We start from the raw sequence: 26,962 nt of genomic DNA, 5'->3' as shown, positions 1-26,962 counted from the left end.
CTATTTGGTGCAGTGCATTACATCATCCTCTTTTCCGAGGCTGCTGGCAAAGCGAAGGGGATATTAGCATGCTCATTTTGCGCAAAAAGCACACATTCCCACAAATCAGGGTAACAATTGTAACCACATGTGAAATTTCTCAACGCACGGTAGGAATAGGCCTACATCGTTCCCCTATTGTGAACGGACTATTCATAGCCTGCATGTATTGATGGCCTATTAATAAGTGCTATTCATGCTTGCCGGCACTTCATAAAGCTCGGTATGGCCGAAGCCTTGCTCGTAGTCCAGCACCGAAATCACCGATGGCGTGATGCGCACAAAGACCGAACCCGGCCATGTTGCGCTGCCCGCATGCACCATCCGGCGCAGCTGCGGAAAGCGGAACAGCATCAGGTCGGCCGCGTGCGCCGCTTCGCCGGCATCGCCGACAATGGTGGCCAAACCGGCCAGCGACAGGCCTCGGATGTGCTGCCAGTCCGCGTAGGGCGGCGTGACCGTCGCCGAGACCCGGTTGTCCTGCCGGATGTTATGCGCCTTCTGACTGTCCAGGCCGATGCCGGCGTACAAAATCAAGCCGTCGTGGACGTAGCTCACCACGGTGGCTTGGGGATAGCCGTCCGGGCGCAGCGTGGCCAGCGTCAGGTCGTGCGTGGCGGACAGCAGCTTGAGCACAAAAAGCCGGCGGGTGGAATCCAGCGTTTGCATGCGGCCTCCTGGCAGTGAAAGTGCGCGGACTGTGCACCGGACTTCCGATGCTAGAAAGCTGCCCGGATTCAGGCTTTGCGCCAGATCAAACGAACGCGGAATTCCAAGTGTTGTTTTGGGCGTTGGAAACATGGATGGTGCAGGATAGCTTGCGCTAGAATCAAAGATGTTTCCTACCGATATGGGGCAAGCGATGGCGGGCACCAAACAGCAGGCCTGGCCTGGCCGGGGATGAGGACGATGCCCGGCTTCGGCGCGGCGTTGCGCGTCTCACTCAGGGACATGGCGTTGCAGCGCAAGCTGCTGCTGGTGTCGGTCATCACGGCCGGCATCTCGCTGCTGGCGGCGCTGCTGGCCCTGGCGTCCTATGACGTGGCCGTGGCCAAGCCCAGGCTGGTGTCCGAACTGGCCAGCCGCGTCGAGTTCGTTGCCCTCAACCTGGACGCGGACCTGAACTTCGGCGACCGCGCCGCCGCCGGCCGCACGCTGGCGGCCCTGCGCGGCACGCCCGACCTGCACAGCGCCTGCCTGTTCGATGCCCACCGCCAGCCTTTTGCGCACTACCAGCGCAGCGGCACAGCCAACTGCGCATGGCCCGCCAGCGCCTCTCCATCCGGCGACCAGCTCGCCGGCCCCTATCTGGCCATGATGGCGCCGGTGCGCTTCGGGCACGAAACCGTCGGCTATCTGCAAGTGGAGTACACGCTGCCGGCGCTGGCCGAGCGGCTGCAGCGCTACGGCCCGGTGCTGGCCGTGGTGCTGCTTACGCTGACCGTCGGCGGCCTGCTGCAGGCCATCATCGTGCTGCGCCTGGTCACGCGGCCGCTGCTGGCGCTCTCGACGGTGGCGCACCGTGTCACGCAGGAACAGCGCTACGACCTGCGCGCCGAAGTGGCCGGCCACGACGAAGTGGGGCAACTGGCCGAGGCCATCAACACCATGCTGGGCACCCTGGCCGCGCGCGACGCCGCGCTGCGCCGCAGCCAGTCGCAACTGGAAAACATTGTCGAGAAGTCCTCTGCCATCATCTACATCAAAGACCTGGAAGGGCGCTACATGCTGGTCAACGAGCGCTTCCGCGTCACGCTGCCGGCCGGCGCACCCGACCCGATTGGCCAGGACGATGTGTGCCTGTTCGGCGCCAGCCCGGGCAGTCCGCTACGCGCCAACGACCGTGAAGTGCTGGGCAGCGGCCACGCCAAGGCATATGAGGAAACGCTGCCCGACCACTACGGCGAGGAGCGCACCTATCTGTCGGAGAAGTTTCCACTGATTGACGAGCACGGCCACACTTGGGCGCTGGGCGGCGTGTCCACCGACATCACCGAGCGCAAGCGCGGCGAACTGGAGCTGCTGGAGTACCGCGACAGGCTGGAACTGGAGGTGGCCGAACGCACAGGACAGATGGTGGAAGCCAACCGTGGCCTGGCAGCATCGCTGGAAACGCTGCAGCGCGCGCAGGACGACCTGGTGCGCAACGAAAAGCTGGCGGCGCTGGGCGCGCTGGTGGCGGGCGTGGCGCATGAGCTGAACACGCCCATCGGCAACAGCCTGCTGGCCGTCAGCACGTTGATGGACCAGACCCGCGACTTCCAGAAGCTGGCCGCCGCAGGCCTCAAGCGGTCCGAGCTGGATACCTTTGTCACGGATATCAACGCCGGCGGCGAAATCGTGCTGCGCAATCTGCACCGCGCGGTGGACCTGGTGGCCAGCTTCAAGCAGGTCGCGGTGGACCGCACCACCTCGCACCGCCGGGTCTTCCTGCTGGCCGAACTGGTGAGCGAAATCCTGCTGGTGCTGATGCCCACATTCAAGAAGTCCGGCATCACGGTGCGCCAGGAGGTGCACGAGGAAATAGAAATGAACAGCTACCCCGGCCCCTTCGGCCAGGTGCTCATCAACCTCATCACGAACGCCCTCAGCCACGGCTTTGACGGACGCGGCGAAGGCGAAGTGGTGGTGAGCGCGCGCAGCGTGGACGGCGGCAAGGTGGAAGTCTGCGTGCTGGACAACGGCGGCGGCATTGCGCCGGAAAACATGAGCCGCATCTACGACCCCTTCTTCACCACCAAGCTGGGCAGGGGCGGCTCCGGGCTCGGCCTCAACATCGTCTACAACATCGTGTACGGCGTGCTGGACGGGAAGATCGACGTCAAGAGCGAGCTGGGCAAGGGAACGCGCTTCACCATGACCCTGCCGGGCGGCATGGAGAAGCGCTGAAGCGCGTTTAGAAGTCCACCGTGGCCGACACGGTCACCGTGCGCGGCGCGCCCAGCACCAGATAGCCCGAGCCGGGGTAGCCGCCGGCCGAAGCCCAGTAGCTCTTGTCGGTCAGATTGTCGATGCGCGCGCGCAGCGTGACGTTGCGCTCGGCGATGCGGGTGGCATAGCTCACGCCCGCATCCAGGCGGTTCCAGGACGGCAGCTGCTGCAGATTGGCGCCGTCGGCGAACTGGCTGGCGGTGTGCAGGGCGCGCGCGTTCACGCTCAGGCCCGGCACGCCGGCCACGTCCCATTCGGCGCCGATATTGAGCTGCGTATCCGGCACACCGATCGCATCCTTGCCCTGGTTCGTGCCGCCCTGGGTCTTCTTCTGTTCCGCGTCCAGCAGCGTCAGGCCGCCCAGCAGGCGCAGGCCGCGCATGGGCTGGCCGAACACGGACAGCTCCAGGCCGCGGTTGCGCTGCTCGCCGTACACGCCGAAGTAGCCGTTCTCCACATAGCCCGACGGCTGGCCTGTGCTGAACAGCGCCGCGCTGAACGCCAGCGAGCCGGTGTCGTACTTGGCGCCCACTTCCTTCTGGCGCGACTTGTACGGCGCAAAGATGGTGCCCTTGTTGAGTACGTCCGCGCCGGCCGCCACCGCGCCTTGCTGCAGGCCCTCGATGTAGTTCGCGTACAGCGACACGCCCTTGTAAGGCTTGTACACCAGGCCGGCCATCGGCGTCAGCTCGCTCTGGCTGTAGGACGCGTTTTCCTTGGCGGTGCCGTAGTCGTAGCCGTAGTCCTTGATGGTCTGGCGGCGCACGCCCACGGTCAGCAGCAGCTTATCGTCCGCAAAGGCCATGGTGTCGGCCACGGCGTAGCTGGACAGCTCGCTCTTGCGCGTCAGCCCCGGATCGCTCAGCGTGCCGCCGAAGTAGATGGTGGGTGGGGCCGCCTTGTCCACCGGCTGGTAGATATTGGTGGCGATGGCGGAAAAGTCGCTCATCGCGTAGGCATTGCGCGACTCGGCGTGGAAGGCGGACAGCGTGGCGCTCAGGCTGTGGCCCACGCTGCCGGTGCGCAGCTTGCCGCGCACGCCCACCTCGCCGGTGTGCACGCTGTCTTTGCGCTCATTGTCGAAGCGGTACATGATGGCGTCGCCCTTGGTGCTGGACACGGTGGGCGCCGCCAGCACATTGGATTCCTTGCCGGAACGGGCGCCCAGCGCAGCCCAGGCCACGGCGCCGGAACCCAGGTCGGCCTCGCCGCGCAGCGTGCCGAAGGTGTCGCGCTCGTTCGAGTGGGTCCAGTCCTGCGCGAAATTGCTGCTGGCGTCCGGCGCGGAGGGCAGGGCGATGCCGCCGGCCACCGTCACGCTCGGGCGCGCGTTCCGCAGCTTGTGCTCCTGGAAGCCCATGTCGGCGGACAGGCGGTAGCCTTCGCCGTGGAAGTCCAGGCCGACCGACAGCAAGCTCAACTCGCGGCCTTCGCGGTCCACGCTGGTGTCGCCGTCGCGGCGCACGGCGTTGATGCGGATGCCGGTGTTCTTGTCCGGGCCGAAGCGGCGGGCCAGGTCCAGCGCGGCGTAGCCCTGGCCGCCGGTCTCGGTGCCCAGCGTCAATGAGGTCAGGTCGTGGGCGCCGGCGCGCTTCGGCAGCAGGTTGATGGTGCCGCCTATGCCGCCGCCACCGGGCTGCGCGCCGTTGATGAAGGTGTTCGCGCCACGGAACACTTCCACGCGCTCCAGCAGCTCGGTCGCCACGAACTGGCGCGGCAGCAGGCCGTACAGGCCGTTGTAGGCCAGGTCGTCCGAGTTCACGGCGAAGCCGCGTATCACGTACAGCTCCTGGTAGTTGCCGAAGCCGCGCGCCACGCGCACCGACGGATCGTTCTGCAGTACGTCGGCCACCGAGCGGGCTTGCTGGTCCTGCATCAGGGATTGGGTGTAGTTGGTGGTGTTGAAGGGCGTATCCATCATGTCCACGTTGCCCAGCAGGCCCAGGCGGCCGCCCCGCGCCACCTGGCCGCCAGCGTAGGCTTTCGGCAGGCCTTCCGCGGATGCGTCGGCCGAGGCGCTGATGACGACCGTGGCAACCGGCGTGGCAGGCTGCGCGCTGTCGGTGGTCTGCGCAGTTGCGCTAGCGCTAACAAATTGACAAGCGAGGAGGCTGGCTGCAAGGGCGAAAGGGGTGGGCTTAAACTGTGGCATAGGTCTTTGTTAGCGTTACATTTGGTCGTCGAAGCAAATATTATGGGACCCGAACGTGGCTTTTGTCTAGTAAATGAGAATGGTTTGCATTACTATTCAATCTTTACACTGGAAGCGCCGCATTGCAATGACACCCGCCAACACCCGCCGCTGGGCATGGATACACAAATGGAGCAGTCTGGTTTGCACCATCTTCATGCTGCTGCTCTGCCTGACCGGCCTGCCGCTGATCTACCACCACGAGATCGGCCACCTGCTGGGCAACGACGTGGAAGCGCCCGCAATGGCCCCCGGCACGCCCAAGGCGAACCTGGACCAGGTGATCGCGGCTGGCAAAGCGCTGTATCCGGGCAAGATCATGATGTATATGTCCCAAGAAGCGGACGAACCCAATATCTGGAACCTGACGATGGGCGACCATCCGACCGACCCGGACTACAAGCCCATCGCGGTGGATGCGCGCACGGCCAAGGTGCTGGCCCAGCCGAATTTCGAGGACTCCTTCATCGGCGTGATGTTCCACCTGCATGTGGATCTGTACGCAGGCCTGTGGGGCAAGCTGTTCCTGGGCTTCATGGGCCTGCTGCTGGTGATCGCCATTGTTTCCGGCGTGGTGCTGTATGCACCCTTCATGCGCAAGCTGGACTTCGGTACCGTGCGCCGCGATCGCGCGCCGCGCCTGAAATGGCTGGACTTGCACAATATGCTGGGCATCGTCACGCTGGTGTGGGCGCTGGTGGTGGGCGCCACCGGCATGATCAACACCTGGGCGGACCTGCTGCTGAAATACTGGCAGCACACGGAGATGGCGGAAATGGTGGCGCCCTACAAGGGCCTGCCGCCGCCAAGCACGCTGGCGTCGATGGAGCAGTCCATGTCGCGCGCGCTGGCGGCCGAACCCGGCATGAAGATAGGCTTCGTCGCCTTCCCGGGCACGCCTTTCACCAGCGCCCACCACTACGGCATCTTCATGCGCGGCAACGAGGCGCTGACCTCGCGCCTGTACAAGCCGGTGCTGGTGGACGCGCAAACGGCCCAGATCACCGACCGCCGCGAACTGCCGTGGTATCTGACGGCGCTGCTGATCTCGCAGCCGCTGCATTTTGGCGACTATGGCGGCGCGTGGATGCAGTTCCTGTGGGCCATGCTCGATGTCGCGACCATCGTCGTGCTGGGCAGCGGCTTATATCTGTGGCTTAAGCGCGGCAACGCGGCCAGGGCAAGCGCGCAATCCGCTTCGGCGCAGGAGGCGGAAGAATTCGCGCTGGCCAGCGAAGGAGCATCCAAATGAAAGGGCCGTTCATGCGCATGTGGGGCGCGCCTATACTGTTCGGCGTGCTGACCACGGTGGGGCTGGTTTCCGCGCTGGTGGGCGACGGCGTGTGGGACTACCTGTCCGCCGCCACGCTGGGCGCGCCCGTGGCGGCCTGCGCCTGGTACGGCCTGCGCCGCCGCTGAGAATGCCGCTTGACCTTCCCATCATGGGAAGGCCTACACTGGAGGCCAGATCAGGATAAGGACTGCATCATGGCAACATACTCCATAGACATCGAAGGCATGAGCTGCGCGTCCTGCGTGGGCCGGGTAGAAAAAGCAATCAGGAAAGTGGCCGGGGTGGACAGCGTCAGCGTCAACCTCGCGACCGAGCGCGCCAGCGTGGTGGCGGGCGAGGGCGTGGGCGTGGAGCTGCTGCTGGAGGCCATCGAAGCGGCAGGCTATCAGGCCACGCCGGAGCCTGCACAGGAGACCGGGCCTGAAGCCGCACCCGACACCGCCAAGGCGGACAAAATCGACCGCGACGGCATCCGTGTCGGCATCGCCGCGCTGCTGTCCCTGCCTTTGATCGTGCCCATGGCGGTGGAGCTGTTCGGCCGGCACTGGATGCTGCCGGGCTGGCTGCAACTGGCGCTGGCCGCGCCGGTGCAGTTCTGGCTGGGCGCGCGCTTCTACATTGCGGGCTGGAAGGCGGCGCGGGCAGGGGAGGGCAATATGGACCTGCTGGTCGCCATCGGCACCAGTGCCGCCTTTGGCCTGAGCGTCTACCAGCTGCTGGCTTCCGGCAGCGCCATGCCCCATCTGTATTTCGAGGCCGCAGCGGTCGTCATCACCCTGGTTCTGCTCGGAAAGTGGCTGGAAGCGCGCGCCAAGCGCCAGACCACCAACGCCATCCGCGCCCTGCAAGCGCTGCGGCCCGACGTGGCGCGCGTGCGCCGCAACGGCGTGGAGCAGGACTTGCCCATCCGCTCGGTGCGCGTGGGAGACCTGGTCGTGGTCCGGCCCGGCGAGCGCGTGCCTGTCGACGGCACCGTCACCGAGGGCGCCAGCCACGTCAACGAATCCATGCTGACCGGCGAAAGCCTGCCGGTCGCCAAGCATCCCGGCGCCAGGGTGACCGGCGGCGCGATCAACGCAGAAGGGCTGCTGCTGGTGCGTACCGATGCGGTCGGCGCGGAAACCACGCTGTCGCGCATCATCCGCCTGGTGGAGAGCGCGCAGGCCGAAAAAGCGCCGGTGCAACGGCTGGTGGACCGTGTCAGCAGCGTGTTCGTGCCCGTCGTGCTGGTGATCGCGCTGCTGACCTTCGCCGGCTGGTGGCTGGCGGGAGCGGAGGCGGGCACGGCCATCATCAACGCGGTCGCGGTGCTGGTCATCGCCTGTCCCTGTGCGCTCGGGCTGGCTACCCCGGCGGCGATGATGGCCGGCACCGGCGCCGGCGCGCGGTACGGCATCCTGATCAAGGACGCGGAGGCGCTGGAAATCGCCCACCGCGTCAGCACGGTGGTATTCGACAAGACGGGCACGCTGACGGTGGGCCAGCCCGTGGTGACAGGACTGGCGGCAGCCGCCGGCGTGGCGGGCGATGATGTTCTGCTGCGCCTGGCCGCGTCGCTCCAGCAAGGCAGCGAGCATCCGCTGGCCGGCGCCGTCAAAGCCCTGTCCGCAGCGCGCGGCGTGGCGCCGGCGCCGGTGACGGACTTGCAAGCCCTGCCGGGCCGTGGCCTGTCAGGCACCGTCGATGGACAGCCGCTGCTGCTGGGCAGCACGCGGCTGATGCGGGAGTCCGGCGTTGACATGGCGCCGCTGCAAGCCCGGGCGCAAGCACTGGAAGAAGCGGGCAATACCGTCTCATGGATAGCCGCCGCGGGCGCGCCGCCGCGCCTGCTGGGCCTGCTCGGCTTTGGCGACGAGGTCAAGCCGCACGCCCGCGCCGCCGTGGACAAGCTGCACGCGCTCGGCATCAAGACCGTGCTGCTCACCGGCGACAACCAGGGCAGCGCGCAAGCGGTGGGCGGCGCGCTGGGCATCCAGCAGATTATTGCCAACGTGCTGCCGGGCGCGAAAGCGCAGGAAGTAGCGCGCCTGAAAGCGGCGGGGGAAACCGTGGCCATGGTCGGCGACGGCATCAACGACGCGCCCGCGCTCACGGCGGCGGACGTCGGCATCGCCATGTCCACCGGCACCGACGTCGCCATGCACGCGGCCGGCATTACGCTGATGCGCGGCGAACCTGCGCTGGTGGCGGACGCCATCGACATCTCGCGCCGCACCTACAGCAAAATCCGCCAGAACCTGTTCTGGGCCTTTATCTACAACCTGGTGGGGATACCGCTGGCGGCGGCAGGATTGCTCAGCCCGGTGGTGGCGGGCGCCGCGATGGCGTTCAGTTCCGCCAGCGTCATCAGCAACGCACTGCTGCTGAAACGCTGGCGGCCGCTGTAATTACTGCTGCTTGTTATCGAACTGCTGCGCAAACGATTGGGGCGCAGCGGGCGGCTGCGTGCCGGAGGCCAGGCCCTCCGGCAGCGGCACCCGCACCGGCTTACTCACCCGCTCTTGCGGCGAGCTGTCCCACACCGGCGCGGCGATGCCTTCGAAGATGGTCTTCAGCTGCTGGCCCCAGGTGCTGCGTATCATCTGGAAATACTCGTTGCGCTCGTCGATGGTCACAAAGCGCGTCACCGCCAGCGCATTGTTCTCGTAGACCAGCAAGTCCAGCGGCAGGCCCACCGACACATTGGAGCGCAAAGTGGAATCCATGGAAATGAGCGCGCACTTGGCGGCCTCGTCCAGCGCGGTTTCCGGCGTCACCACGCGGTCGATAATCGGCTTGCCGTACTTGGCCTCGCCAATCTGGAAATAGGTGTTCTCGTTGTGCGACTCGATGAAGTTGCCGGCCGAGTAGACCTGGAACAGGCGGCAGCGTTCGCCCTTGATCTGGCCGCCGAAAATGAGGCTCACATTGAAATCGATGCCGAATTCGGCCAGCGCCTTCGCGTCGCGCTCGTGCACCAGGCGCACAACCTCACCCACCAGGCGGGCAGCCTCGTGCATATTGGGCGCGTTCCAGATGCTGTAGCCGGACGGGCCGACGTATTCGGACAGCAGTTGCCGCACCGATTGCGAAATCGACAGATTTCCCGCCGTCATTAGCACCATCATGCGTTCGCCGGGCAGCTCGAACACATTCAGCTTGCGCGCCGTGCTCACCTGATCCACGCCCGCGTTGGTGCGCGAGTCCGACAAAAACACCAGGCCCGCATCGAGGCGCATTCCTACGCAATAAGTCATTTGATAACAATGTATTGGTTCAAGGAATCAATTTTATCACCACCCGCCGCCGTGCTATTGCGGCACGATCTGGACCTGGACCGACATGGTTTCGCCGCCGCCGCCGCGCCGCATGCCGCGCACCGGGGCGGCGGCGTCGTAATCGCGGCCTATGGCCAGGCGGCAGTAGCCGTCGTCCATCAGCCGCGTGTGCGTCACGTCGATGCTGACCCAGCCGCTGTAGCCGTCATCCTCCACCCAGGCGTCCACCCAGGCGTGGCTGGCGGCGTGGCTGGTGTTGCCGGGGTCGATGTAGCCGGACACGTAGCGCGCCGGTATGCCCTGCGCATGGCAGCAGGCCAGGAAGATATGGGCATGGTCCTGGCAGACGCCGCTGCCTTGCTCCAGGGCGGACCCGGCCGTCGTACTCACTTCCGTGGCGCCCGTGATATATGTCACCGTGCCGAAAATGCGCTCGGCCAGCTGCATCAGCTGCCGGGTTTGCGCCTTGCCTTCGGGCAGGCAGGCGGCCGCAAGTTCCTGTATGCCGGGCGTGGCCGACGTCAGCCGGGTCGGCACGGTGTAGATCAGCGGCGACAGCGTATCGCCGTTGGGGATGCGCCCGCCGGGCGGGGTGGTGGTCTCGACCAGCCCCTGCGCGATGATGGACAGCCCAGAATGCGGCGCGTTAATGGTCAGCATGTGCGACAGGTTGCCGTAGGCGTCGGTGTAGCCGTGGATCTGGCCCACCGTGCTCAAATGCCAGTTCAGCACATGCTGGTGCGCCTCGGCGCGCGGCGTCAGGTGCAGCTGCTGGATGGAATATGCCTGCGGCGCCGTGTAGCTGTAGCTCGTCTCATGCCGTATGGATAGTTGCATAGTGTTCTTTCAGGCGTACTCTCAGGCGGCCAGCGGGACCAGGAAATCGCGGCTGATGCGGTTGCCCAGTTCGTATATGCGCTGCAGGAATTCTGTCAGCGTGTCGTGCAGCCCGGCCTGCAGGATGTCGTCGATGCGGCCGAATTGCAGTTCGGCGTGCAGCTTGCCGGCGAAACGCTCGGTGTCCCGGGACAGGTCGTTGCGCACCTGCTGCAGATTTTGCACCACCTCGTCCATGCAGGCCAGCAGCGAGCGCGGCATGTCGGCGCGCAGCATCAGCAGCTCGGCCACGCGCGCCGGGGTGATGACGTCGCGGTAGACCTTGCGGTAGATTTCAAAGCCGGACACCGAGCGCAGCAGAGCGGCCCAGTAGTAAAAGTCGCGCTGCGTCTGTTCATTGCCGGACTCGCCGCCCTCGCTGGCATCCCGCGCGCCATGGAATTTCACGTCCAGGATGCGCGCCGTATTGTCGGCCCGCTCCAGGAAGGTGCCGAGCCGGATGAAATGCACCGCGTCGTCGCGCAGCATGGTGCCCAGCGTAACGCCGCGCGACAAATGGGAGCGGTATTTCACCCACTCGAAGAACTGGCTGGGGTCGTGGTCCAGCACGCCGTTGCCCAAGCGCTTGTTCAGGTCCAGCCAGGTCTGGTTCTGGATTTCCCACACTTCGGTAGTCAGCGTGCCGCGCACGGCGCGGGCGTTTTCGCGCGCTTCCTTCAGGCAGGCCGCGATGGAGGACGGGTTGGATGGGTCGCGCACCATGAAATCGATCACGCAGCGGGCGTCCACCGTGCTGTGCTTGCGGTCATACGCCGCCTGCAGTTCTGAAATGCCGAGCATGGCGCGCCAGCCCTGGGCGGCGTCCTGCTCGGACAGCGGCAGCATGGAGGTCTGCACCGTCACGTCCAGCAGGCGGGCGGTGTTCTCGGCGCGCTCGGTGTAGCGCGCCATCCAGAACAAATGGTCGGCGGTGCGGCTCAGCATGGTTGATCCTTTTCCAGTATCCAGGTGTCTTTGGTGCCGCCGCCTTGCGACGAATTCACCACCAGCGAGCCTTCCTGCAAGGCCACGCGGGTCAGGCCGCCCGGCACCATGGAGATGGTCTTGCCGGACAGGACGAAGGGCCGCAGGTCGATATGGCGCGGCGCCACGCCGCTCTCCACAAACGTGGGGCAGTTCGACAGCGCCAGCGTGGGCTGGGCGATATAGCCGTCCGGCTTGGCGATCAGGCGGCGGCGGAAATCCTCGATCTGCTCGCGCGTGGAGGCCGGCCCCACCAGCATGCCGTAGCCGCCCGCGCCGTGCACTTCCTTCACCACCAGGTCGGACAGGTGGGCCAGCGTGTATTGCAGGTCCTCTTTTTTCCGGCACTGGTAGGTCGGCACATTGTTGAGCACCGGCTCTTCGGACAGGTAGAAGCGGATCATGTCCGGCACGTAGGGGTAGATGGACTTGTCGTCCGCCACGCCGGTGCCGATGGCGTTGGCCAGCGTCACGCGTCCGGCGCGGTACACCGACAGCAGGCCGGGCACGCCCAGCGAGGAATCGGGCCGGAAGGCGAGCGGATCGAGGAAGTCGTCGTCCAGGCGGCGGTAGATCACGTCCACGCGCTTGGGGCCGTGCGTGGTGCGCATGTAGACCGAGTTGTCGGCCACGAACAAGTCCTTGCCCTCGACCAGCTCCACGCCCATCTGCTGGGCCAGGAAGGCGTGTTCGAAATAGGCCGAGTTGTACATGCCGGGCGTCATCACCACCACGGTGGGGTCGTCCACGCCCATCGGGGCCACCGAGCGCAGATTGTCCAGCAGCAGGTCGGGATAGTGCTCCACCGGCGCCACCTTGTTGCGGGCGAACAGCTCGGGGAACAGCCGCATCATCATCTTGCGGTCTTCCAGCATGTAGGACACACCGGACGGCACCCGCAGATTGTCCTCCAGCACATAGAACTCGCCCTTGCCGGCGCGCACGATGTCGACCCCGGCGATATGGGCGTAGATGTCCGAAGCCACCGATATGCCCTGCATCTCGGGACGGTACTGGGCGTTGCGGTAGATCTGCTCGGCGGGAATGATGCCGGCCTTGATGATGTTCTGGCCGTGGTAGATGTCGTGGATAAACATGTTCAGCGCCTTGACGCGCTGAACCAGGCCGGTCTGCAGCTGGCTCCATTCGGCGGCCGGAATAATGCGCGGCACGATGTCGAAGGGAATCAGGCGCTCGGTACCGGCGTCGTCCCCATAGACAGCGAAAGTGATGCCGACGCGGCGGAACATCAAGTCCGCTTCGGCGCGCTTGCGCTCTATGGTTTCGGGCGGCTGCTGGGCCAGCCAGCGGCAGAATTCGCGGTAGTGCTCGCGCACTTCCAATCCACCGTCGGCATGCATTTCATTGAAGAAGGTAGGCATCTGCTTGTTCCGTGGCTGCGATAATCTTGTAGTAACAAGAACCGTGCCAGCATTACAAGCGCAGATGCGCCACCGGATGCACCGCTTTAGTGCGGCCTCAGCGCTTCAAGCAGGCTGCGAAGTTCTCCACCGCACCGTAAGCGGGCTGCGCGGGACGGGACTTGCCGCACAGGTCGCTTGCTGCGGGAGCGGGTTCCGCCGCCAGGTTGGACGCCAGTGCGCGGCGCGGCGCCTCGCCGGCCCAGGCCAGGTCCAGGCCCAGCGCGTCGCGGAACAGGGCGCGCTGCGGATGCGAACCCATGAACAGGCGGTTCAGCCCGGCCTCCAGGTTATCTCCGGCATGGATAATGCCGCCTCGGTCGGCGCGCACGCGGCCGTCGACAATGTTGCCTTCCACCTGGGCGCTGCTTTCCGGGTAGCGCACCATCATGCCCGCCGTGTCGATCAGCGTGTTGTGCAGTACCTTGCTGGTGGCCGCGCGGTTCAGGTAGATACCTTCGTCGGAGCAGGAGGCGATCAGGTTGGACTGGATAACGCCGCCGTCCTGTTCGGTGATGCAGCGCTGGTCGCGGCAATAGGGCAGGCCGGTACCGCCGCCGCCCAGCGACAGGCCAACGCGCTGGCCGCTGTAGCCGCGCAGCTTGTGCTCGCACAGCACCACATTGCGCTCGAACAGATTGGCCGAACCGGCGCCCTTGGCGTAGGCGCCGTAGCTGATGCCGTCGCCGCCCTGCTTGATGAAGTCCGAGATCAGGTTGCCGCGTATGGCCCAGCGGCTGCCCGCCACCAGGTCGATGGGCGTGACCGGCTCTCTGGTCTTGCGCGCGGCGCTGTTGGTCAGCGTGTTGCCCTCGATGACGCCGTCGTCCGGCGCAGCGCCGCCCTGGGCATTGATCTTGAAGTGCGCATTGAAATCGCTGATGGTGTTGTTGCGCGCCACAAAACCGTTGGCGCGGCCGGCAATGTGGAAGGCGTGCTGGCACTGCGCCGAATCGCTGCAGGCGCCGCGTATGGCCAGGTTTTCAAAAGTCCAGTAAGGACCGCTCACCAGGAAGCCCTCGCTCAGCTTGAACTCGATATTGACCGTGCCGGGGCGCTCGGCGCGCACGGTGATGGGGCGCTCCCGGGTGCCCGCCGCGCTGGCCGCGATGAAGTTCACGCCGCTGAAGCTGTAGGTGCCGGGCTGCAGCGTAATCACATCGCCCGCGCGGGCCTGCGCCATGGCCTGCACCAGTGCGCCCGGATTGGACACCGGCACCACGTTGCCGGACGGCGCGGCTTGCGTGGCGGCGGCTTGCGCGCCGGCGTTCCAGGCCGGCAGCGGCGGCGCGCTGGCGGCGCCGCCGTCCAGCCCGGACAGCGTGGCGGCCAGCTTGCGGCCCAGGCCTTCCACAATGCTGTTGTGGCCGCTTGCGCGGCGCTCCACATATGGCCCCACCTGGCGCGGCGCCATGCCCACCTGGTTGACGGCGTAGAAGGCGGCGGCAGCGCCGCCGCCCAGTCCGAGCAGGGCGACGATGGCCAGCGGCAGCAGGCGGCTGGAGGATTTGCGGGAGGATGAGCGTTTGCGACGAGACATAAGATTCCGATAGAGGGTTATTCTTTAATGCGGTACCACGCCAAGCCTATCCATTCATAGACGGCGTAATAGGAGGATGCCAGCGCGTCCGCGCTGGGCAGGAAGGAGGACGCCGACAACGGCCCCCAGGCACGGAATACGGTGGGCGCGGCCACCACCTGCAGGCCGGCGCGTTCGAACACCCGCCGCGCGCGCGGCATGTGCATGGCGTCGGTCACCAGCAGCACGGTGCGCACGCCGGCCGGTTTCAGCAGCCGGGCCGACAGTTCGGCGTTCTCCGCCGTGGTGGCGGAAGCGGACTCCACCCATTGCACCGGCGTGCGGAAATCCTCGCGCAGCGCGCGCGCCATGGCTTCCGCCTTGGGCGGCACGCCCCGTTCGGGGATGGCGTTGCCGCCGGTGACCAGCAGCGGCAGGCCGCTGCGGTGCTGCAAGCGGGCGCCGTAGCGCAAGCGCGCCAGCGCAATGCTGTCCGGACTGTTGCCGCCGTATTCAGGCGCATGCTCCATATTGCCGGCGGCCAGCACCACCACCGCCTGCGCCTGCTTTTCGGCGCCGGCAGCCAGCGGCGCGGTCAGGTTTTCCAGCGGACGCACCAGCAGGCGCGCGCCCGCGTCCGTGCTCAGCACCACCAGCGCGGCCAGTCCGCCGCCCCACAATGCGCGCCCGGCACGCGGCCAGCGGCGGCGCAGCAGCCAGCCCGCCAGCATGGCGAGAAACAAGCTCATAGGCGGAAGCAGGACGACGTGGGCGAATTGTGAAATGGTAAAAGGGGCAAGCATCTTGACATTGGAGCAATTGTGCCAGCGAAAGTCAAGGATTGCCGGCGCAAGGGTGGCATGGCTACCAAAACGGTAGTAAAAAGACATGTCACAATGCTTGTGCCCCAGGGCGTCCGGTCCTATACTCAGGCCACTTCTTGCCTCGGGACGTGTGATGACAACCGATTTCGATCAGCTGGTGTTGGACAAGGCGCCGGGCGGCGTCATCGTCACCGACCGCCACGGCAAGGTGGCGCACTGGACCGGCGGGGCGGAGCAGCTGTTCGGCTACACGGCCGACGAGGCCGTGGGGCGCTACATCTATGAACTGACCGGCGAGACCGGCGCGGAATGGCAGGCCTTCCTGGCCGAACTGGCGAGGAATGGCGGCATATACGACTACGAGGGCCTGCGCCGCCAGAAAAGCGGCGCGCCCATGTTCGTCAACGTGGCCAGCAAGATCGTGCGGGACGGCCCCGACCACAAGGAGTTCATCCTTCTTTCCAAGAACGACATCACGCGCCAGAAAGCCCTACGCGACGCCAAGCATGTGGAGGCCAAATACCGCGACGTGCTCGAGTCCACGCCGGACGGCATCGTCATGGCCAACTCCACCGGCCTGATCGTGCTGGCCAACACGCAGGCAGAGCGCCTGTTCGGCTATGAAGCGGGCGAACTCAAGGGCCAGCCTATCGAAGTGCTGCTGCCCGAGCGCTACCGCAACGGCCATATCGGCCACCGCAGCAACTACTTCGTGCAGCCGCGCTCGCGCACCATGGGTGCCGGGCTGGAGCTGTACGGACTGCGCAAGGACAAGGTGGAGTTTCCCGTCGAAATCAGCCTGAGCCCCATCACCACCGAGGAAGGCAAGCTGGTGATGAGCGCCATCCGCGACATCAGCGAGCGCCGCAAGGCCGAGCAGAAGTTCCGCGGCCTGCTGGAGTCGGCGCCGGACGCCATCGTCATCGTCAACCGCCAGGGCGACATCGTCCTGGTCAACTCGCAGGCCGAGCAGCTGTTCGGCTACGCGCGGCGCGACCTGCTGGGCAAGCGCATGGAGGTGCTGATCCCGCAGCGCTTTGCCGCCGGCCACCCCGAGCAGCGCGGCAGCTTCTTCCATGCGCCGCGTCCGCGCGCCATGGGCGCCGGGCTGGAGCTGTACGGCTTGCGCCGCGACGGCACGGAATTCCCTGTCGAAATCAGCTTGAGTCCGCTGGAAACGGAGGGCGAGATCCTGGTGTCGAGCGCAATCCGCGACATCACCGAGCGCAAGCGCATCGAGCGCGCCCTGCAGCAGCAGAAGCTGGAGCTGGAACGGGCCAACAAGGCCAAGGACCTGTTCCTGGCCAGCATGTCGCACGAGTTGCGCACGCCGCTGAACGCCATTCTCGGCTTTGCCCAGCTGCTCAATAACGAGAAACTGCCGGTCACCGAGCTGCAGCGCAAGACTTTCATGGGACATATCCTGAAGGCCGGCGAGCACTTGCTGACGCTGATCAACGAGATCCTCGACCTGGCCAAGATCGAATCCGGCACGGTGGTGCTGTCGATAGAGCCGGTGGGCCTGGCCGAGCTGCTGCAGGAGGCCTACCGCATGGTGGACGTGTCGGCCGACAAGCGCGGCGTGCGCGTCATCGTGGCGCCGGCGGTGGACATGTATGTGAAGGCCGACCGCACCCGGCTCAAGCAGATCGTGCTCAACCTGCTGTCCAACGCCATCAAGTACAACCGGGAATATGGCGCCGTGGTGGTCGATTGCGCCGAGGCCGGCGCGGACAAGGTGCGCGTGTCGGTACAGGATACCGGCCCCGGCCTCAAGCCCGAGCAGCTGGACGCCTTGTTCCAGCCCTTCAACCGGCTGGGCCAGGAGGGCGGCACGGAAGAGGGCAGCGGCATCGGCCTGGTGGTGACCAAGCGGCTGGTCGAGCTGATGGGCGGCGCCATCGGCGTGCAGAGCACGCCGGGGGCCGGCAGCATGTTCTGGGTGGAGCTGCCGGCGACGGCTGCGCCGGAAAGCGCCCGCGCCGCCATCGCCGCAGCCGCCAAGCCTGCGCCCGAGCCTGTGGCCGAGCGCGGCGGCCTGCCGCTGCTGCTGTACGTGGAAGACAATCCCACCAATCTGCGCCTGGTGGAAGATGTGCTCAGTTTCCGCAGCGACCTGCGCCTGATCACCTGCATGGACGGCGCCGAAGGGCTGGAAATGGCGCGCCGCCAGTTGCCGGACATCGTCCTGCTGGACATGAACCTGCCCGGCTTGAGCGGCCGCGAGATCCAGCGCCAGTTGCGCGACGACCCGGCCACGGCGGCCATTCCGGTGCTGGCCATCTCCGCCAACGCCATGCGCAACGACATCGACGCCGCGCTGGACGCCGGCTTCTTCCGCTACTTCACCAAACCCATCGACATCTCCGCCCTGCAGGACGGGCTGGACGCCGCGCTGGCCATTGTGCGCAGCAACGGCAAAGCGCAAACGCCATAGCAGCTATCGCCGCGCGCAGACCTCGTCCCGGCCAGCCCTCCGTACATTGGAGGGTTGTTCATTCGATGAGGGGGAAGCGTAATGGTGGCGGTGACAAACAAGCGCCCGGTAGCGGGAGCAAGCGCATGCGCAGGGCGGGGCCGGCTTATTGCCAGGCGCCTGGCTGCCGAATTCGCGGGCACGGCCCTGCTGCTGGCCATCTGCTGCGGCTCCGGCTTTGCCGCAGCGCGCGCGGCCGGCGGGGACGCCGCAATGGCCCAGGCAATCGCATCGGCGGTATCGTGCACAGGCCTGGCGCTGCTGATACTCGTCTTCGGCCCCGTGTCAGGCGGCCTGTTCAACCCGTTGCTGGCCCTGGCCCAGGCCTGGCGCGGCCGCCTGGAACCGGAACTGGCCTTGCCCTATGCCGCGGCGCAGGGCGCCGGCGCCATGCTGGGCGCGGCCTGCGCACACGCCGTCTTCGGCCTGCCCTGGCTGGTGGCCGCCGGTCCCAGCCACAGCGGCGCGGCGGCCTTGCTGGGCGAATTCGCCGCCACCTTTGGCCTGCTGGCCCTCTTCATAAGCTGCGGGCGCTGCAGTCCCGCTGCGGCGGCGCTCGCCGTGGCGGCCTACGTCATGGCCGCCTGCTGGTGGAGCCCCTCGATTGCACACATGAATCCGGCCATGACGCTGGCGCGCACGCTGGGTAGCGGCGGCCTGCGCCTGGCGGACGCACCCGCCTGCATCCTGGCGCAAATCGCCGGGGCGGCCGCCGCCACCATCCTGTCGGGCCGGAAACCAGCGCTCCGGATTTAAAGATGTAGATGGATTGCATGTTTATCGAAAACCGGCTATAGTTCAGTCACATTGATAGCGAAACCCGGAGCGATAGCCATGAACATCGACAAATTCAAGCACCAGCACGAGGACATCCTTGCCGACATCGGCGCCCTGCGCCAGCTGGTCCACGGCGGCATCGAAGCGAACGCCGAGGCCATTGCGGCGCGCATCATCGGCATGAGCGGCAACATCAAGCTGCACCTGGCGGTGGAAGACAAGGTGCTTTACCCCACGCTGCGCGCCAGCGGCGACGCCGCGATTGCCCGCATGAGCAATCTGTACCAGCTGGAGATGAACGGCATCGTGGCTGCCTACATGGCTTTCGCCACCACCTGGAACTCGGCCGCCCACGTGCTGGCCGCGCCGGAAAAATTCCGCGCCGAAGCCAACGCGGTGCTGCGCCGCGTCTACGAGCGCATGAAGAAGGAAGACCACGAATTCTACCCGGCCGTGGAAGCGCTCGAAGCCGAGCGCCTGGCGGCCTGATACCCCCAACTCGACCCACCTGATCAACCACTAGCAAAGGCAAACCATTATGTTGACCCCTGAACACAGCGCCATCATCACCGCCACCGTCCCCATCCTGAAAACCGGCGGCGAGACGCTGACGCGCCACTTCTACCTGAAGCTGTTCAACGACTTCCCGGAAGTGATCCCGTTCTTCAACCAGGCCAACCAGCACGGCGGCACCCAGCAGCGCGCGCTGGCCAATTCCATCCTGATGTACGCGGCCAATATCGAGCGCCTGTCGGAACTGGGTCCGCTGGTGAACACCATCATCAACAAGCACGCATCGCTGCAAATCCTGCCTGAGCACTATCCGAAAGTGGGCGCCGCGCTGCTGGGTTCCATCCGCGAAGTGCTGGGCGCGGAAGTGGCCACCGACGCGGTCATCGATGCCTGGGCCTCGGCCTACGGCCAGCTGGTGGAAATCCTGACCGGCGCCGAAGAGCAGATCTACGCCGCGAACGAACAGGCCGAGGGCGGCTGGCGCGGCGCGCGCGAATTCAAGGTGGCGGCCAAGACCGTTGAAAGCGACGAGATCACGTCCTTCGTGTTCGCCCCGGCGGACGGCGGCAAGGTGGTGTCCTTCCTGCCGGGCCAGTACATCGGCCTGCTGGTGACGGTGGACGGCACGGAAATGCGCCGCCAGTATTCGCTGTCGGCCGAGAGCAATGGCGCCACTTACCGCATCAGCGTGAAACGCGAGCCGAACGGCAAGGTTTCGAACCACCTGCACGGCGCCGTCAACGTGGGCGACAGCGTTACCCTGTTCCCGCCGTCGGGCGCCTTCACCCTGGCCGAAAGCGACAAGCCGCTGGTGCTGATCAGCGGCGGCGTGGGCATCACCCCAACGCTGGCCATGCTGGGCGCGGCGCTGCGCACGCGCCGCCCGGTGCACTTCATCCACGCGGCGCGCCACGCCGGCGTACATGCTTTCCGCAGCCATATCGACGAGCTGGCCGCGCAGCACCCGCAACTGAGCCGCTACTATGTGTACGAGCAGGACCACGGCAGCGACGTCAAGCCGCACGCCACCGGCTACATCGGCAAGCAGCACCTGGCGGACTGGCTGCCTGAATCGCGCGACGTGGAAGCCTACTTCCTCGGCCCGACGCCCTTCATGAAAGCCATGAAGACGCACCTGCGCGAACTGGGTGTGCCCGAAGCGCAGACCTACTACGAGTTCTTCGGCCCGGCCGAAGCGCTGCAGTAATCCGGCGGCTCGCTACGAGCCCCGGCCCGGGCGGCGGCTTGCCGCCCGGCTGCCGAATCAATGACGACGCTGGTCAAAGAGCCAGTTTCGCCACCAATAACCCGGGTAGAGATCTGCGGCCAATTGATGATCCAGGCCGTCATATTCCCTGAAGAAGATGCGTTGACCGCCGCGCGTCCCAATCAGCTTCGTTAGCCTGTTGTCGGCGAAAATCGGATTCTCGGTATCAGCATTGCCGTGCATGACCCAGATCGGCAAGTCCTGAAGGGCCTCTGCCGATGTGTTCTTTGGCGCGATGCCGGAGATTGGCATGATGGCTGCAAACAAGTCCGGCTTCAATATTGGCGCAAGCCAGGCTGCCGAGCCTCCCATCGAGAATCCGAGCGCATAAATTCTCGCGCTGTCCACCGGGGACTCCTGGGCGAATTTCTCGGCAAGTTCAAGCGCCGCGATCAGCGCCGTTGAGTGTTCCGCGTATTGGTCTGGTGACGGCGGGCCGTAGTTTGCACTTCTGACCGGGAGCTGCGGCACCAGTACGTAGGTGTTGTATCGTGCCCGGATCTCTGGCATTGCCCAGGATTTTGCCAGGCGGTCGAGCTGTGTAAGGTTATCGCTGCCGATTCCGCCTGAGCCGTGCAGTTGAAGTACCAGGGGATAGCGAACTCCCGGCTCCAGCTTTATTGGGGTCAAAATTCTGTAAGGCAGCACAATGCCATTCGATGCCGTGTAAGTCTTCTGCTCGAATAGACTGGGCGCAACGGACGCAACCACATCACGCGCCATCGGCGCCGCGCTATTGATCACCTCATGCTTCGGTATTGCCGCCTTGTCTTCAGCGAGTGTTTGTGCAAGCTTGGCCCGGGCCTTGGCAGCGTAATTGCGGCACGCGTCCTTGTCAATAAAGGCGGCGTTGCCCAGTGCCGGCTGCTTCGCCTTCCGCTCCCACAAGCCGCCCAGTTCCGGGTGGGCGGACACGAGTACGTCACACTTGAGCGACTCTAGCGTGGCGATGGATTCCTCGACTTCTGCTTGCGCATTGGGGTAGCCAGGGTTGCCGCTGAATCTGACGCCATTGGCCGACATCGCGTACAGGCTGTCCGCATAAACCATATTCGCCATCCGTCCGTTTTCCGTCGATTGCCAGGTCCAGCTGGTTCCTCCTTTGGTGTGCCCGGGAGTGAAGTGTGCGGTTAGCGCGATTGGCCCAAGCCGTATCACCTCACCGTTATGGATTGCACGAATCTTCGTAACCGGCGTCATCGGAACCAGATCGTGGAATTGCGGGTCGGTCTTGTCCGGCTGGCCGCTCGAGAAAATATCCAGCGACGGCGGGCTCGCCAATACCGTGGCGCCGCTCAGCCTCTGTAGTTCCGCAATGCCGCCCGCATGGTCGTGGTGCGCATGCGAATTGAGTATGTAGCGGATGTCCTCGACTTTGAATCCCAATTTGCGGATGTGTTCCACGATCTTGGGTGGCGACTTGGGAGCGCCCGCATCGATAAGAATATGGCCGGCCGGAGACGTAACCAGTAGCGCGCTGATGCCGCCTGTACCAACGTAGTATGTATTGCCATAGACTGCAAATGGCTCCTGTGGGGCGTACCAGTCTGCTGCCTTGGCGGTGGCCAGGGAGGCAGCAAGCACGATAGCGGACAAGCAAACATACTTCTTTTTCATTTTCGGCCCTCATTTGTGACATATGGCGCAAGTGTGCGACATATGTCACACAAGGTCAAGCGATTAAAGCCCAGAAAAAACGATGCCTCGCCGCTTGCGTCTGGCGAAAGTTCTCGTATAATGCAATTACTTGCCTAGGCAGGTAATTCCAACAAGGAGCGAGCGGCATGAAATTCGACACATCCAAAGCCTGGAACCAGATGTTCAGCGGCGGCCTGGGCTTTTTGCTGACCCAGGCGCGCAGCGGCTTCCTGGCGGACATGGAGCGCGAACTGGCGCCGCTCAACATCACGTCGGCGCAGTTCATGGTGGTGGTGGGCATTGCCCACGAGCGTGCCAGCACGCTGACGGAGTTCTGCGACTTCATGGGCTACGACAGCGGCGCCATGAAGCGCCTGCTGGACCGGGTGGAGGAGAAGGGCGTGATCCGCCGCGTGCGCTCGCTGGAGGACCGCCGCAGCCAGATCCTGGAGCTGACCGAGGAAGGTGTTGCACTGTATCCGCAGATTATGGAGGCGGTGCGCAAGGTGCACGCCCGCTCGTTGAAGGGCTTTACGCCGGAAGAGGCGACCCAGCTTCAAGGTTTTTTGCAAAGAATTATCGCCTCTAACCGCCGTTGAATTTTTTTTACACATTTACCTGCCTAGGCAAGTAGTTTCCCGAGGATGCCACGATGAACACTCCACGTATGCGCAAGCTGGCCAAGGCCGCCGCCGGGGCCGCGCTGGCACTGCTGGCCGGCTGCGCCAGCGACGGCGGCCTGAAACCGCAGGCCCGTCTGCACGAGGCGAACCAGCTCAAGGCCGCCGTCACGCTGGCGGCCATGCCGGTTTCGCTGTCGCCGGCAGCCTGGCCCGCTTACGACTGGTGGCAGCGCTACGGCGATGAACAATTGAACCTGCTGGTGGACGAAGCGCTTGCGTCCAGCCCCACCATGCGCATGGCGGACGCGCGGGTGCGCCATGCGGCGGCGGTGGCCGGCATTGCGGAAGCATCGCTGTCGCCGCAGGCAAGCGGCGCGGCGCGCAGCAACCGCGTGCAGTTCAGCGAAAACAGCAATGTGCCCAAGCCGCTGGCCGGCTCGTGGAAGTGGAGCAACGAGGCCACGCTGAACTTCTCCTATGAACTGGACTTCTGGGGCAAGAACCAGTCCGCCGTGGACGCGGCGCTGGGCCGGCAGAAGGCCGCCGAAGTGGAAAGCGAGGCTGCGCGCCTGCTGCTCACGGTGGGCGTGACGCAAACCTACCTGAAGCTGTCGCAGCTCCACGCCCAGCGCGACCTGGCCGAGGCGGTGCTCAAACAGCGCCAGCACGTGCTGGAACTGACCCGCCAGCGCGTGGCGGCAAGGCTGGATTCGCAGGCCGAGCTGAAACAGGCGGAGCTGGCCATCCCCGTCGCCCGCACCGATATCGCCGTGGCCGACGAAGCGCTGGCCCTGGTGCGCGCGCAGATGGCGGCGCTGCTGGGCGCGGGGCCGGACCGTGGCCTGGCCATCACGCGCCCGCAATTGCTGAAGATGCGCCCGGCCGCCGTGCCAAGCATGCTGCCCAGCGAACTGATAGCGCGCCGCCCGGACGTGGTGGCGCAGCGCTGGCGGGTGGAAGCCCTGGGCAGTGATATCGCCGTGGCGAAGGCGCAGTTCTATCCGACCATCAACCTGAACGCGCTGGTGGGGCTGCAAAGCCTGGGCTTCAGCACATTGCTGCAAGGCGGCAGCAGCATCGCCAGCGCCGGCGCGGGCCTGAGCCTGCCCATTTTCGACGGCGGCCGCCTGCGCGGCAATCTCGCGCTGCGCAATGCGGACTACGACCTGGCGGTGGAAGCCTACAACCAGACCCTAGCCGACGCGGTGCGCGACGTGGTCAGCCAGCTGGTGTCCATCCAGTGGCTGGGCGAGCGCAACGCGCTGCAGGCCGAGGCGCTGGCCACGGCGCAGCAGGCCTACGACCTGTCGGTGCAGCGCTACGGCGCGGGCGTGGGCAATTACCTGCAGGTGCTGGCGGCCCAAAGCCAGGTGCTGGCGCAGCAGCGCGCGCAGATAGAACTCGACACGCGCGCCTTCGACCTCGACATGCAACTGGCGCGCGCCCTAGGCGGCGGCTATCGCCAGGACTCCATTCCTCTGACTTCGCGGTGACCATCATGACCCAAGCAACTCCCCCAGCGGCAAGCACGCCGGCTCCGGCCAAGCGCGCCACCTTCACCAATATCGCCGCCGCCGCGCTGCTGGCCGGTTCCGCCGGCGCCGCCTGGCTGATGCTGGCGCCGAATGCCCATCAGGTGACCGAGGACGCCTACGTGGAAGGCAACGTGGTGCAGGTAACGCCGCAGTTGTCCGGCAGCGTGACCGAGATAGGCGCCGACAATACCGACTACGTGCAGGCCGGCCAGGTGCTGGTGCAGTTGAACGAGGTGGACGCGAGGCTAGCGCTGGAACGCGCCGAAGCGCAATTGTCCAAGGCCGTGCGGCAGGTGCGGGCGCAGTTCGCCAACGCCAGCCAGGGGCGCGCCAACGTCACGCTGCGCGCAGCCGACCTGGCGCGCGCCACCGCCGACCTGGCCCGCCGCAAGGCGCTTGCGCACAGCGGCGCGGTTTCCGGCGAGGACATCGAACACGCCGAGGACGCGGTGAAAACCGCGCGCGCCGCGCTGACGGTGGCGGAACAGCAGCTTGCCGGCTCCAGCGCCCTGGTGGACCAGACCAGCATCGCCAGCCATCCGGACGTGCAGGCCGCAAGCTCGCAACTGCGCGACGCCTACGTGGCCTCGGCCCGCACCACGCTGCGCGCGCCGGTCAGCGGCCTGGTGGCCAAGCGCAATGTGCAGTTGGGCCAGCGGGTGGCGCCCGGCGCGGCGCTCATGTCCATCGTGCCGCCGGAGCAGATGTGGGTGAGCGCCAATTTCAAGGAATCGCAACTGCGCGATATCCGCATAGGCCAGCCCGTGGTGCTGAGCGCCGACGTGTACGGCAAGGACGTGCGCTACACCGGCCGCGTCATCGGCCAGGATGCCGGAACCGGCAGCGCCTTCTCGCTGCTCCCGGCGCAGAACGCCACAGGCAACTGGATCAAGGTGGTGCAGCGCGTACCTATCCGCATTGCGCTCGATGCTAAAGAACTGGCTGCGCACCCGCTCAAGCTGGGCCTGTCCATGCACGTGTCGGTGGATACGGCGGACCACAGCGGCGCGGTAGCCACCAGCACGGCCACCCGGCGCGCCGCCTACAAGACCGGCGTGTTCGAGCACGAGCTGGAACAGGCGGACCAGCTGGTCCAGCGCATTATCGCCGCCAATGCGGGCGGTGCGGGCGGTGCGGGCAGTGCGGCACAGCCAGCCGCGCGCCCGGCGGCACTGGCACAGGCGGACTGACATGCAGCCCGCACCGCCCCGGCATCCCCACGAGCGCACGCTGCTGGCCACCATCTTCGTGCTGAACGCCATTGAATTCCTCCAGGCCGGCATGATCGCCTTCGGCGCGGCCCCCATCATGGGCGGCATAGGCGCCACGCCGGAGGAGTTCACCATCGTTACGGCGGTGTATGCGGTGGTGGCCATCGCCGCGATCTCCAAGCAGCGCTGGCTGGTCGAGCGCATGGGCTGGCGGCTGTTCATCCAGGTGTCGGCGGCCCTGTTCGTCGCCGGGGCGGCGGTGTGCGCCAGCAGCGGCTCCTTCCCGCAATTCCTGCTTGGCCGCGCCATCATGGGCATGGGCGGCGCGGCGTTCATGACCAGCGCCCGCCTGATGATCAACCTGATGCCGCCCAGCCCGCGCCGCTTCCTCGGCATCAAGGTGTTTGCCAGCGCGCTTGCCATCGGCAATGCGCTGGCGCCGTGGTTCGCCTCCATCGCGGTGGCGCGGGACAGCTGGCCCGCCATTTTCGTGCTGCTTTCCGTGCTTGCATCCGCAGCGGCGCTGCTGGCCGGCTTCTGCCTGCCTTCGGACCCGGCGCCAGCCGAGGAGCGCACGGAAGCGCACCCGTTTCAGCTGGCCGTGATGCTGGGCGGAGCGCTACTGAGCCTGTACGCGCTGCAGCGTGCAACATATGACTTCTACGCCGATGCGCTGCCGCTGGTGTTGGCCATTCTGACCGGCAGCGCGGCGCTGCTGTACTTTGCGCGCCACCAGTACGCGCACGCCAAGCCGCTGCTGGTGTTCAAGCGCTTGTTCAAGCCGCGCTACCTGGCCGGACTGGGGTTGTTCACGCTGTGCTACGTGGTGCTGGGCGCAAACAACACCATGCTGCCCGTGCTCATGCAGCGCGCGCTTGGCTTCCCCTGGGAAGTGATCGGCCAGGTCCAGGCCACCGGCTTGATGGCCGCGCTGCCTGCGTTCTGGATCATGGCCACCATACTGCCCAAATTCCCGGCGCCGAAAAAATTCTATGTCGCGGGCTTCGCCTCCCTGGCCGGCAGCGGCCTGCTGCTGGCGCGCCTGAACGGCGAAGCGGGGCTGTGGACCCATGTGGCGCCCGCGATAGCGGCCTATGGCGTATTCATCATCCTGGTCATGGCCACCACGGCGATCCAGACCTTTGTGGACCTGCAGCGCGACGAACTGGCCTTCACCCACGGCCAGCAACTGAAAAACATGCTGTCCCAGTTCGGCCTCGCCGCCGGTACCGCCGGCGCTGCGCTCGCGCTGCAATGGCGCACCAGCGAACATGTGGCAGTGCTGGCGCGCCAGTTCGGCAGCGGCGGCGCCGCGTTCAACGAGGCAGTCGAGCAGGTGGGCGGCCAGTTCGGTGCCAGCCACGGCGCGCAGTCCGCGCAAATGGCGGTGGCCACGCTGGCGCAGCAGCTGAACCAGCAGGCGGCCATGCTGTCCGCACTGGACTACTTCGGCTTTTTGGCGGTGTTCGCGGTGGCCGGCGGACTGCTGATGGCGCTGCAGCGCGTGCTGCGCTGACAAGGAAACGCGGCAGAGGGCAGGGCGCCGCACGCGTATTTGTGCGCGCCCGGCCCTGTGGTAAAGTGCG

21 protein-coding genes are annotated in these 26,962 nt (G+C 65.9%); 12 read left to right on the top strand and 9 right to left on the bottom strand.

The window, feature by feature from the left end:
- Window positions 1–219: 219 nt before the first annotated feature.
- On the bottom strand, window positions 220–708 hold the full coding sequence (locus tag AC07S4_RS04835; RefSeq protein ID WP_494985516.1) for a pyridoxamine 5'-phosphate oxidase family protein: 489 nt from the start codon (window positions 706–708) through the stop codon (window positions 220–222).
- A 231-nt stretch (window positions 709–939) separates the two neighbouring features.
- Between AC07S4_RS04835 and AC07S4_RS04830 the strand changes: the two genes are divergently transcribed.
- A complete protein-coding gene (locus tag AC07S4_RS04830; protein ID WP_494985515.1) occupies window positions 940–2,928 on the top strand; it encodes an ATP-binding protein in 1,989 nt (662 codons plus the stop codon).
- Window positions 2,929–2,935: 7 nt separating this feature from the next.
- Here AC07S4_RS04830 and AC07S4_RS04825 read toward each other — a convergent pair whose 3' ends face one another.
- The gene (locus tag AC07S4_RS04825; RefSeq protein WP_494985514.1) at window positions 2,936–5,122 is read right to left on the bottom strand and encodes a TonB-dependent receptor; all 2,187 of its coding nucleotides are present in this window, start codon (window positions 5,120–5,122) and stop codon (window positions 2,936–2,938) included.
- Window positions 5,123–5,249: 127 nt separating this feature from the next.
- Between AC07S4_RS04825 and AC07S4_RS04820 the strand changes: the two genes are divergently transcribed.
- The 3 genes from AC07S4_RS04820 (at window position 5,250) to AC07S4_RS04810 (ending at window position 8,842) form a co-directional block, all read left to right on the top strand.
- Complete coding sequence (locus AC07S4_RS04820) at window positions 5,250–6,413, top strand: PepSY-associated TM helix domain-containing protein (RefSeq protein ID WP_494985513.1); 1,164 nt, start codon at window positions 5,250–5,252, stop codon at window positions 6,411–6,413.
- Window positions 6,410–6,580: a hypothetical protein gene (locus tag AC07S4_RS04815; protein WP_494985512.1), complete on the top strand. Its 171-nt coding sequence runs from the start codon at window positions 6,410–6,412 to the stop codon at window positions 6,578–6,580. Before AC07S4_RS04820 ends, AC07S4_RS04815 begins: the two co-directional genes overlap by 4 nt.
- A 69-nt stretch (window positions 6,581–6,649) precedes the next feature.
- The gene (locus AC07S4_RS04810) at window positions 6,650–8,842 is read left to right on the top strand and encodes a heavy metal translocating P-type ATPase (protein ID WP_494985511.1); all 2,193 of its coding nucleotides are present in this window, start codon (window positions 6,650–6,652) and stop codon (window positions 8,840–8,842) included.
- On the opposite strand, the gene AC07S4_RS04805 is transcribed toward AC07S4_RS04810, so the two are convergent.
- The 6 genes from AC07S4_RS04805 to AC07S4_RS04780 all read right to left on the bottom strand — a co-directional run bounded on the left by AC07S4_RS04805 (window position 8,843) and on the right by AC07S4_RS04780 (window position 15,261).
- Window positions 8,843–9,673 (bottom strand): proteasome-type protease, encoded by an 831-nt coding sequence (locus tag AC07S4_RS04805; protein WP_494985510.1) that lies wholly within the window; start codon window positions 9,671–9,673, stop codon window positions 8,843–8,845. It lies immediately after the preceding gene.
- Between the two features lie 72 nt (window positions 9,674–9,745).
- Window positions 9,746–10,549 (bottom strand): transglutaminase family protein, encoded by an 804-nt coding sequence (locus tag AC07S4_RS04800; RefSeq protein WP_494985509.1) that lies wholly within the window; start codon window positions 10,547–10,549, stop codon window positions 9,746–9,748.
- 21 nt (window positions 10,550–10,570) lie between these two features.
- Window positions 10,571–11,533: an alpha-E domain-containing protein gene (locus tag AC07S4_RS04795; RefSeq protein WP_494985508.1), complete on the bottom strand. Its 963-nt coding sequence runs from the start codon at window positions 11,531–11,533 to the stop codon at window positions 10,571–10,573.
- The gene (locus tag AC07S4_RS04790) at window positions 11,527–12,954 is read right to left on the bottom strand and encodes a circularly permuted type 2 ATP-grasp protein (protein ID WP_161072888.1); all 1,428 of its coding nucleotides are present in this window, start codon (window positions 12,952–12,954) and stop codon (window positions 11,527–11,529) included. The genes AC07S4_RS04795 and AC07S4_RS04790 overlap by 7 nt, the downstream gene beginning before the upstream one ends.
- A gap of 97 nt (window positions 12,955–13,051) precedes the next feature.
- The gene (locus AC07S4_RS04785; RefSeq protein WP_494985507.1) at window positions 13,052–14,533 is read right to left on the bottom strand and encodes a chondroitinase-B domain-containing protein; all 1,482 of its coding nucleotides are present in this window, start codon (window positions 14,531–14,533) and stop codon (window positions 13,052–13,054) included.
- A gap of 17 nt (window positions 14,534–14,550) precedes the next feature.
- Complete coding sequence (locus tag AC07S4_RS04780) at window positions 14,551–15,261, bottom strand: YdcF family protein (protein ID WP_494985506.1); 711 nt, start codon at window positions 15,259–15,261, stop codon at window positions 14,551–14,553.
- 208 nt (window positions 15,262–15,469) lie between these two features.
- Between AC07S4_RS04780 and AC07S4_RS04775 the strand changes: the two genes are divergently transcribed.
- The 4 genes from AC07S4_RS04775 to hmpA all read left to right on the top strand — a co-directional run bounded on the left by AC07S4_RS04775 (window position 15,470) and on the right by hmpA (window position 20,309).
- Entirely contained in the window at window positions 15,470–17,773 is a 2,304-nt protein-coding gene (locus tag AC07S4_RS04775) for a PAS domain S-box protein (protein ID WP_494985505.1), read from the top strand.
- A gap of 81 nt (window positions 17,774–17,854) precedes the next feature.
- Window positions 17,855–18,568 carry an aquaporin gene (locus AC07S4_RS04770; RefSeq protein ID WP_494985504.1) on the top strand — a complete coding sequence of 238 codons (714 nt, stop codon included), beginning with the start codon at window positions 17,855–17,857 and terminating at the stop codon, window positions 18,566–18,568.
- Between the two features lie 78 nt (window positions 18,569–18,646).
- Complete coding sequence (locus AC07S4_RS04765; protein WP_494985503.1) at window positions 18,647–19,078, top strand: hemerythrin domain-containing protein; 432 nt, start codon at window positions 18,647–18,649, stop codon at window positions 19,076–19,078.
- Window positions 19,079–19,127: 49 nt separating this feature from the next.
- Window positions 19,128–20,309, top strand: a complete 1,182-nt coding sequence (gene hmpA / locus AC07S4_RS04760; RefSeq protein WP_494985502.1) for an NO-inducible flavohemoprotein — start codon at window positions 19,128–19,130, stop codon at window positions 20,307–20,309.
- Between the two features lie 57 nt (window positions 20,310–20,366).
- On the opposite strand, the gene bla is transcribed toward hmpA, so the two are convergent.
- On the bottom strand, window positions 20,367–21,986 hold the full coding sequence (gene bla, locus AC07S4_RS04755; RefSeq protein WP_494985501.1) for a subclass B3 metallo-beta-lactamase: 1,620 nt from the start codon (window positions 21,984–21,986) through the stop codon (window positions 20,367–20,369).
- 167 nt (window positions 21,987–22,153) lie between these two features.
- Here bla and AC07S4_RS04750 point away from each other — a divergent pair, with 167 nt between their 5' ends.
- Genes AC07S4_RS04750 through AC07S4_RS04735 form a run of 4 tightly spaced genes read left to right on the top strand, consistent with a single transcriptional unit; the run spans window position 22,154 to window position 26,892 of the window.
- On the top strand, window positions 22,154–22,606 hold the full coding sequence (locus AC07S4_RS04750) for a MarR family winged helix-turn-helix transcriptional regulator (RefSeq protein WP_494985500.1): 453 nt from the start codon (window positions 22,154–22,156) through the stop codon (window positions 22,604–22,606).
- A 53-nt stretch (window positions 22,607–22,659) separates the two neighbouring features.
- Window positions 22,660–24,123, top strand: a complete 1,464-nt coding sequence (locus tag AC07S4_RS04745; RefSeq protein ID WP_494985499.1) for an efflux transporter outer membrane subunit — start codon at window positions 22,660–22,662, stop codon at window positions 24,121–24,123.
- Window positions 24,124–24,128: 5 nt separating this feature from the next.
- A complete protein-coding gene (locus AC07S4_RS04740; RefSeq protein ID WP_494985498.1) occupies window positions 24,129–25,355 on the top strand; it encodes an HlyD family secretion protein in 1,227 nt (408 codons plus the stop codon).
- 1 nt (window position 25,356) lies between these two features.
- On the top strand, window positions 25,357–26,892 hold the full coding sequence (locus AC07S4_RS04735; protein ID WP_494985497.1) for an MFS transporter: 1,536 nt from the start codon (window positions 25,357–25,359) through the stop codon (window positions 26,890–26,892).
- The last annotated feature ends 70 nt before the right edge of the window (window positions 26,893–26,962 follow it).

The organism is Pseudoduganella sp. GW821-FHT05F09 (assembly GCF_059419605.1).
The sequence above is the reverse complement of the archived record's forward strand: the minus strand, read 5'-3'. Positions and strand labels throughout refer to the sequence as shown.

Coding starts and splice junctions, on each gene's coding strand:
- AC07S4_RS04735 (WP_494985497.1), top strand. CDS start 25,357: ATGCAGCCCGCACCGCCCCGGCATCCCCACGAGCGCACGCTGCTGGCC.
- AC07S4_RS04775 (WP_494985505.1), top strand. CDS start 15,470: ATGACAACCGATTTCGATCAGCTGGTGTTGGACAAGGCGCCGGGCGGC.
- AC07S4_RS04835 (WP_494985516.1), bottom strand. CDS start 708: ATGCAAACGCTGGATTCCACCCGCCGGCTTTTTGTGCTCAAGCTGCTG.
- AC07S4_RS04750 (WP_494985500.1), top strand. CDS start 22,154: ATGAAATTCGACACATCCAAAGCCTGGAACCAGATGTTCAGCGGCGGC.
- AC07S4_RS04780 (WP_494985506.1), bottom strand. CDS start 15,261: ATGAGCTTGTTTCTCGCCATGCTGGCGGGCTGGCTGCTGCGCCGCCGC.
- AC07S4_RS04825 (WP_494985514.1), bottom strand. CDS start 5,122: ATGCCACAGTTTAAGCCCACCCCTTTCGCCCTTGCAGCCAGCCTCCTC.
- AC07S4_RS04740 (WP_494985498.1), top strand. CDS start 24,129: ATGACCCAAGCAACTCCCCCAGCGGCAAGCACGCCGGCTCCGGCCAAG.
- hmpA (WP_494985502.1), top strand. CDS start 19,128: ATGTTGACCCCTGAACACAGCGCCATCATCACCGCCACCGTCCCCATC.
- AC07S4_RS04815 (WP_494985512.1), top strand. CDS start 6,410: ATGAAAGGGCCGTTCATGCGCATGTGGGGCGCGCCTATACTGTTCGGC.
- AC07S4_RS04790 (WP_161072888.1), bottom strand. CDS start 12,954: ATGCCTACCTTCTTCAATGAAATGCATGCCGACGGTGGATTGGAAGTG.
- AC07S4_RS04810 (WP_494985511.1), top strand. CDS start 6,650: ATGGCAACATACTCCATAGACATCGAAGGCATGAGCTGCGCGTCCTGC.
- AC07S4_RS04820 (WP_494985513.1), top strand. CDS start 5,250: ATGACACCCGCCAACACCCGCCGCTGGGCATGGATACACAAATGGAGC.
- AC07S4_RS04805 (WP_494985510.1), bottom strand. CDS start 9,673: ATGCGCCTCGATGCGGGCCTGGTGTTTTTGTCGGACTCGCGCACCAAC.
- AC07S4_RS04770 (WP_494985504.1), top strand. CDS start 17,855: ATGGTGGCGGTGACAAACAAGCGCCCGGTAGCGGGAGCAAGCGCATGC.
- bla (WP_494985501.1), bottom strand. CDS start 21,986: ATGAAAAAGAAGTATGTTTGCTTGTCCGCTATCGTGCTTGCTGCCTCC.
- AC07S4_RS04795 (WP_494985508.1), bottom strand. CDS start 11,533: ATGCTGAGCCGCACCGCCGACCATTTGTTCTGGATGGCGCGCTACACC.
- AC07S4_RS04785 (WP_494985507.1), bottom strand. CDS start 14,533: ATGTCTCGTCGCAAACGCTCATCCTCCCGCAAATCCTCCAGCCGCCTG.
- AC07S4_RS04830 (WP_494985515.1), top strand. CDS start 940: ATGAGGACGATGCCCGGCTTCGGCGCGGCGTTGCGCGTCTCACTCAGG.
- AC07S4_RS04745 (WP_494985499.1), top strand. CDS start 22,660: ATGAACACTCCACGTATGCGCAAGCTGGCCAAGGCCGCCGCCGGGGCC.
- AC07S4_RS04800 (WP_494985509.1), bottom strand. CDS start 10,549: ATGCAACTATCCATACGGCATGAGACGAGCTACAGCTACACGGCGCCG.
- AC07S4_RS04765 (WP_494985503.1), top strand. CDS start 18,647: ATGAACATCGACAAATTCAAGCACCAGCACGAGGACATCCTTGCCGAC.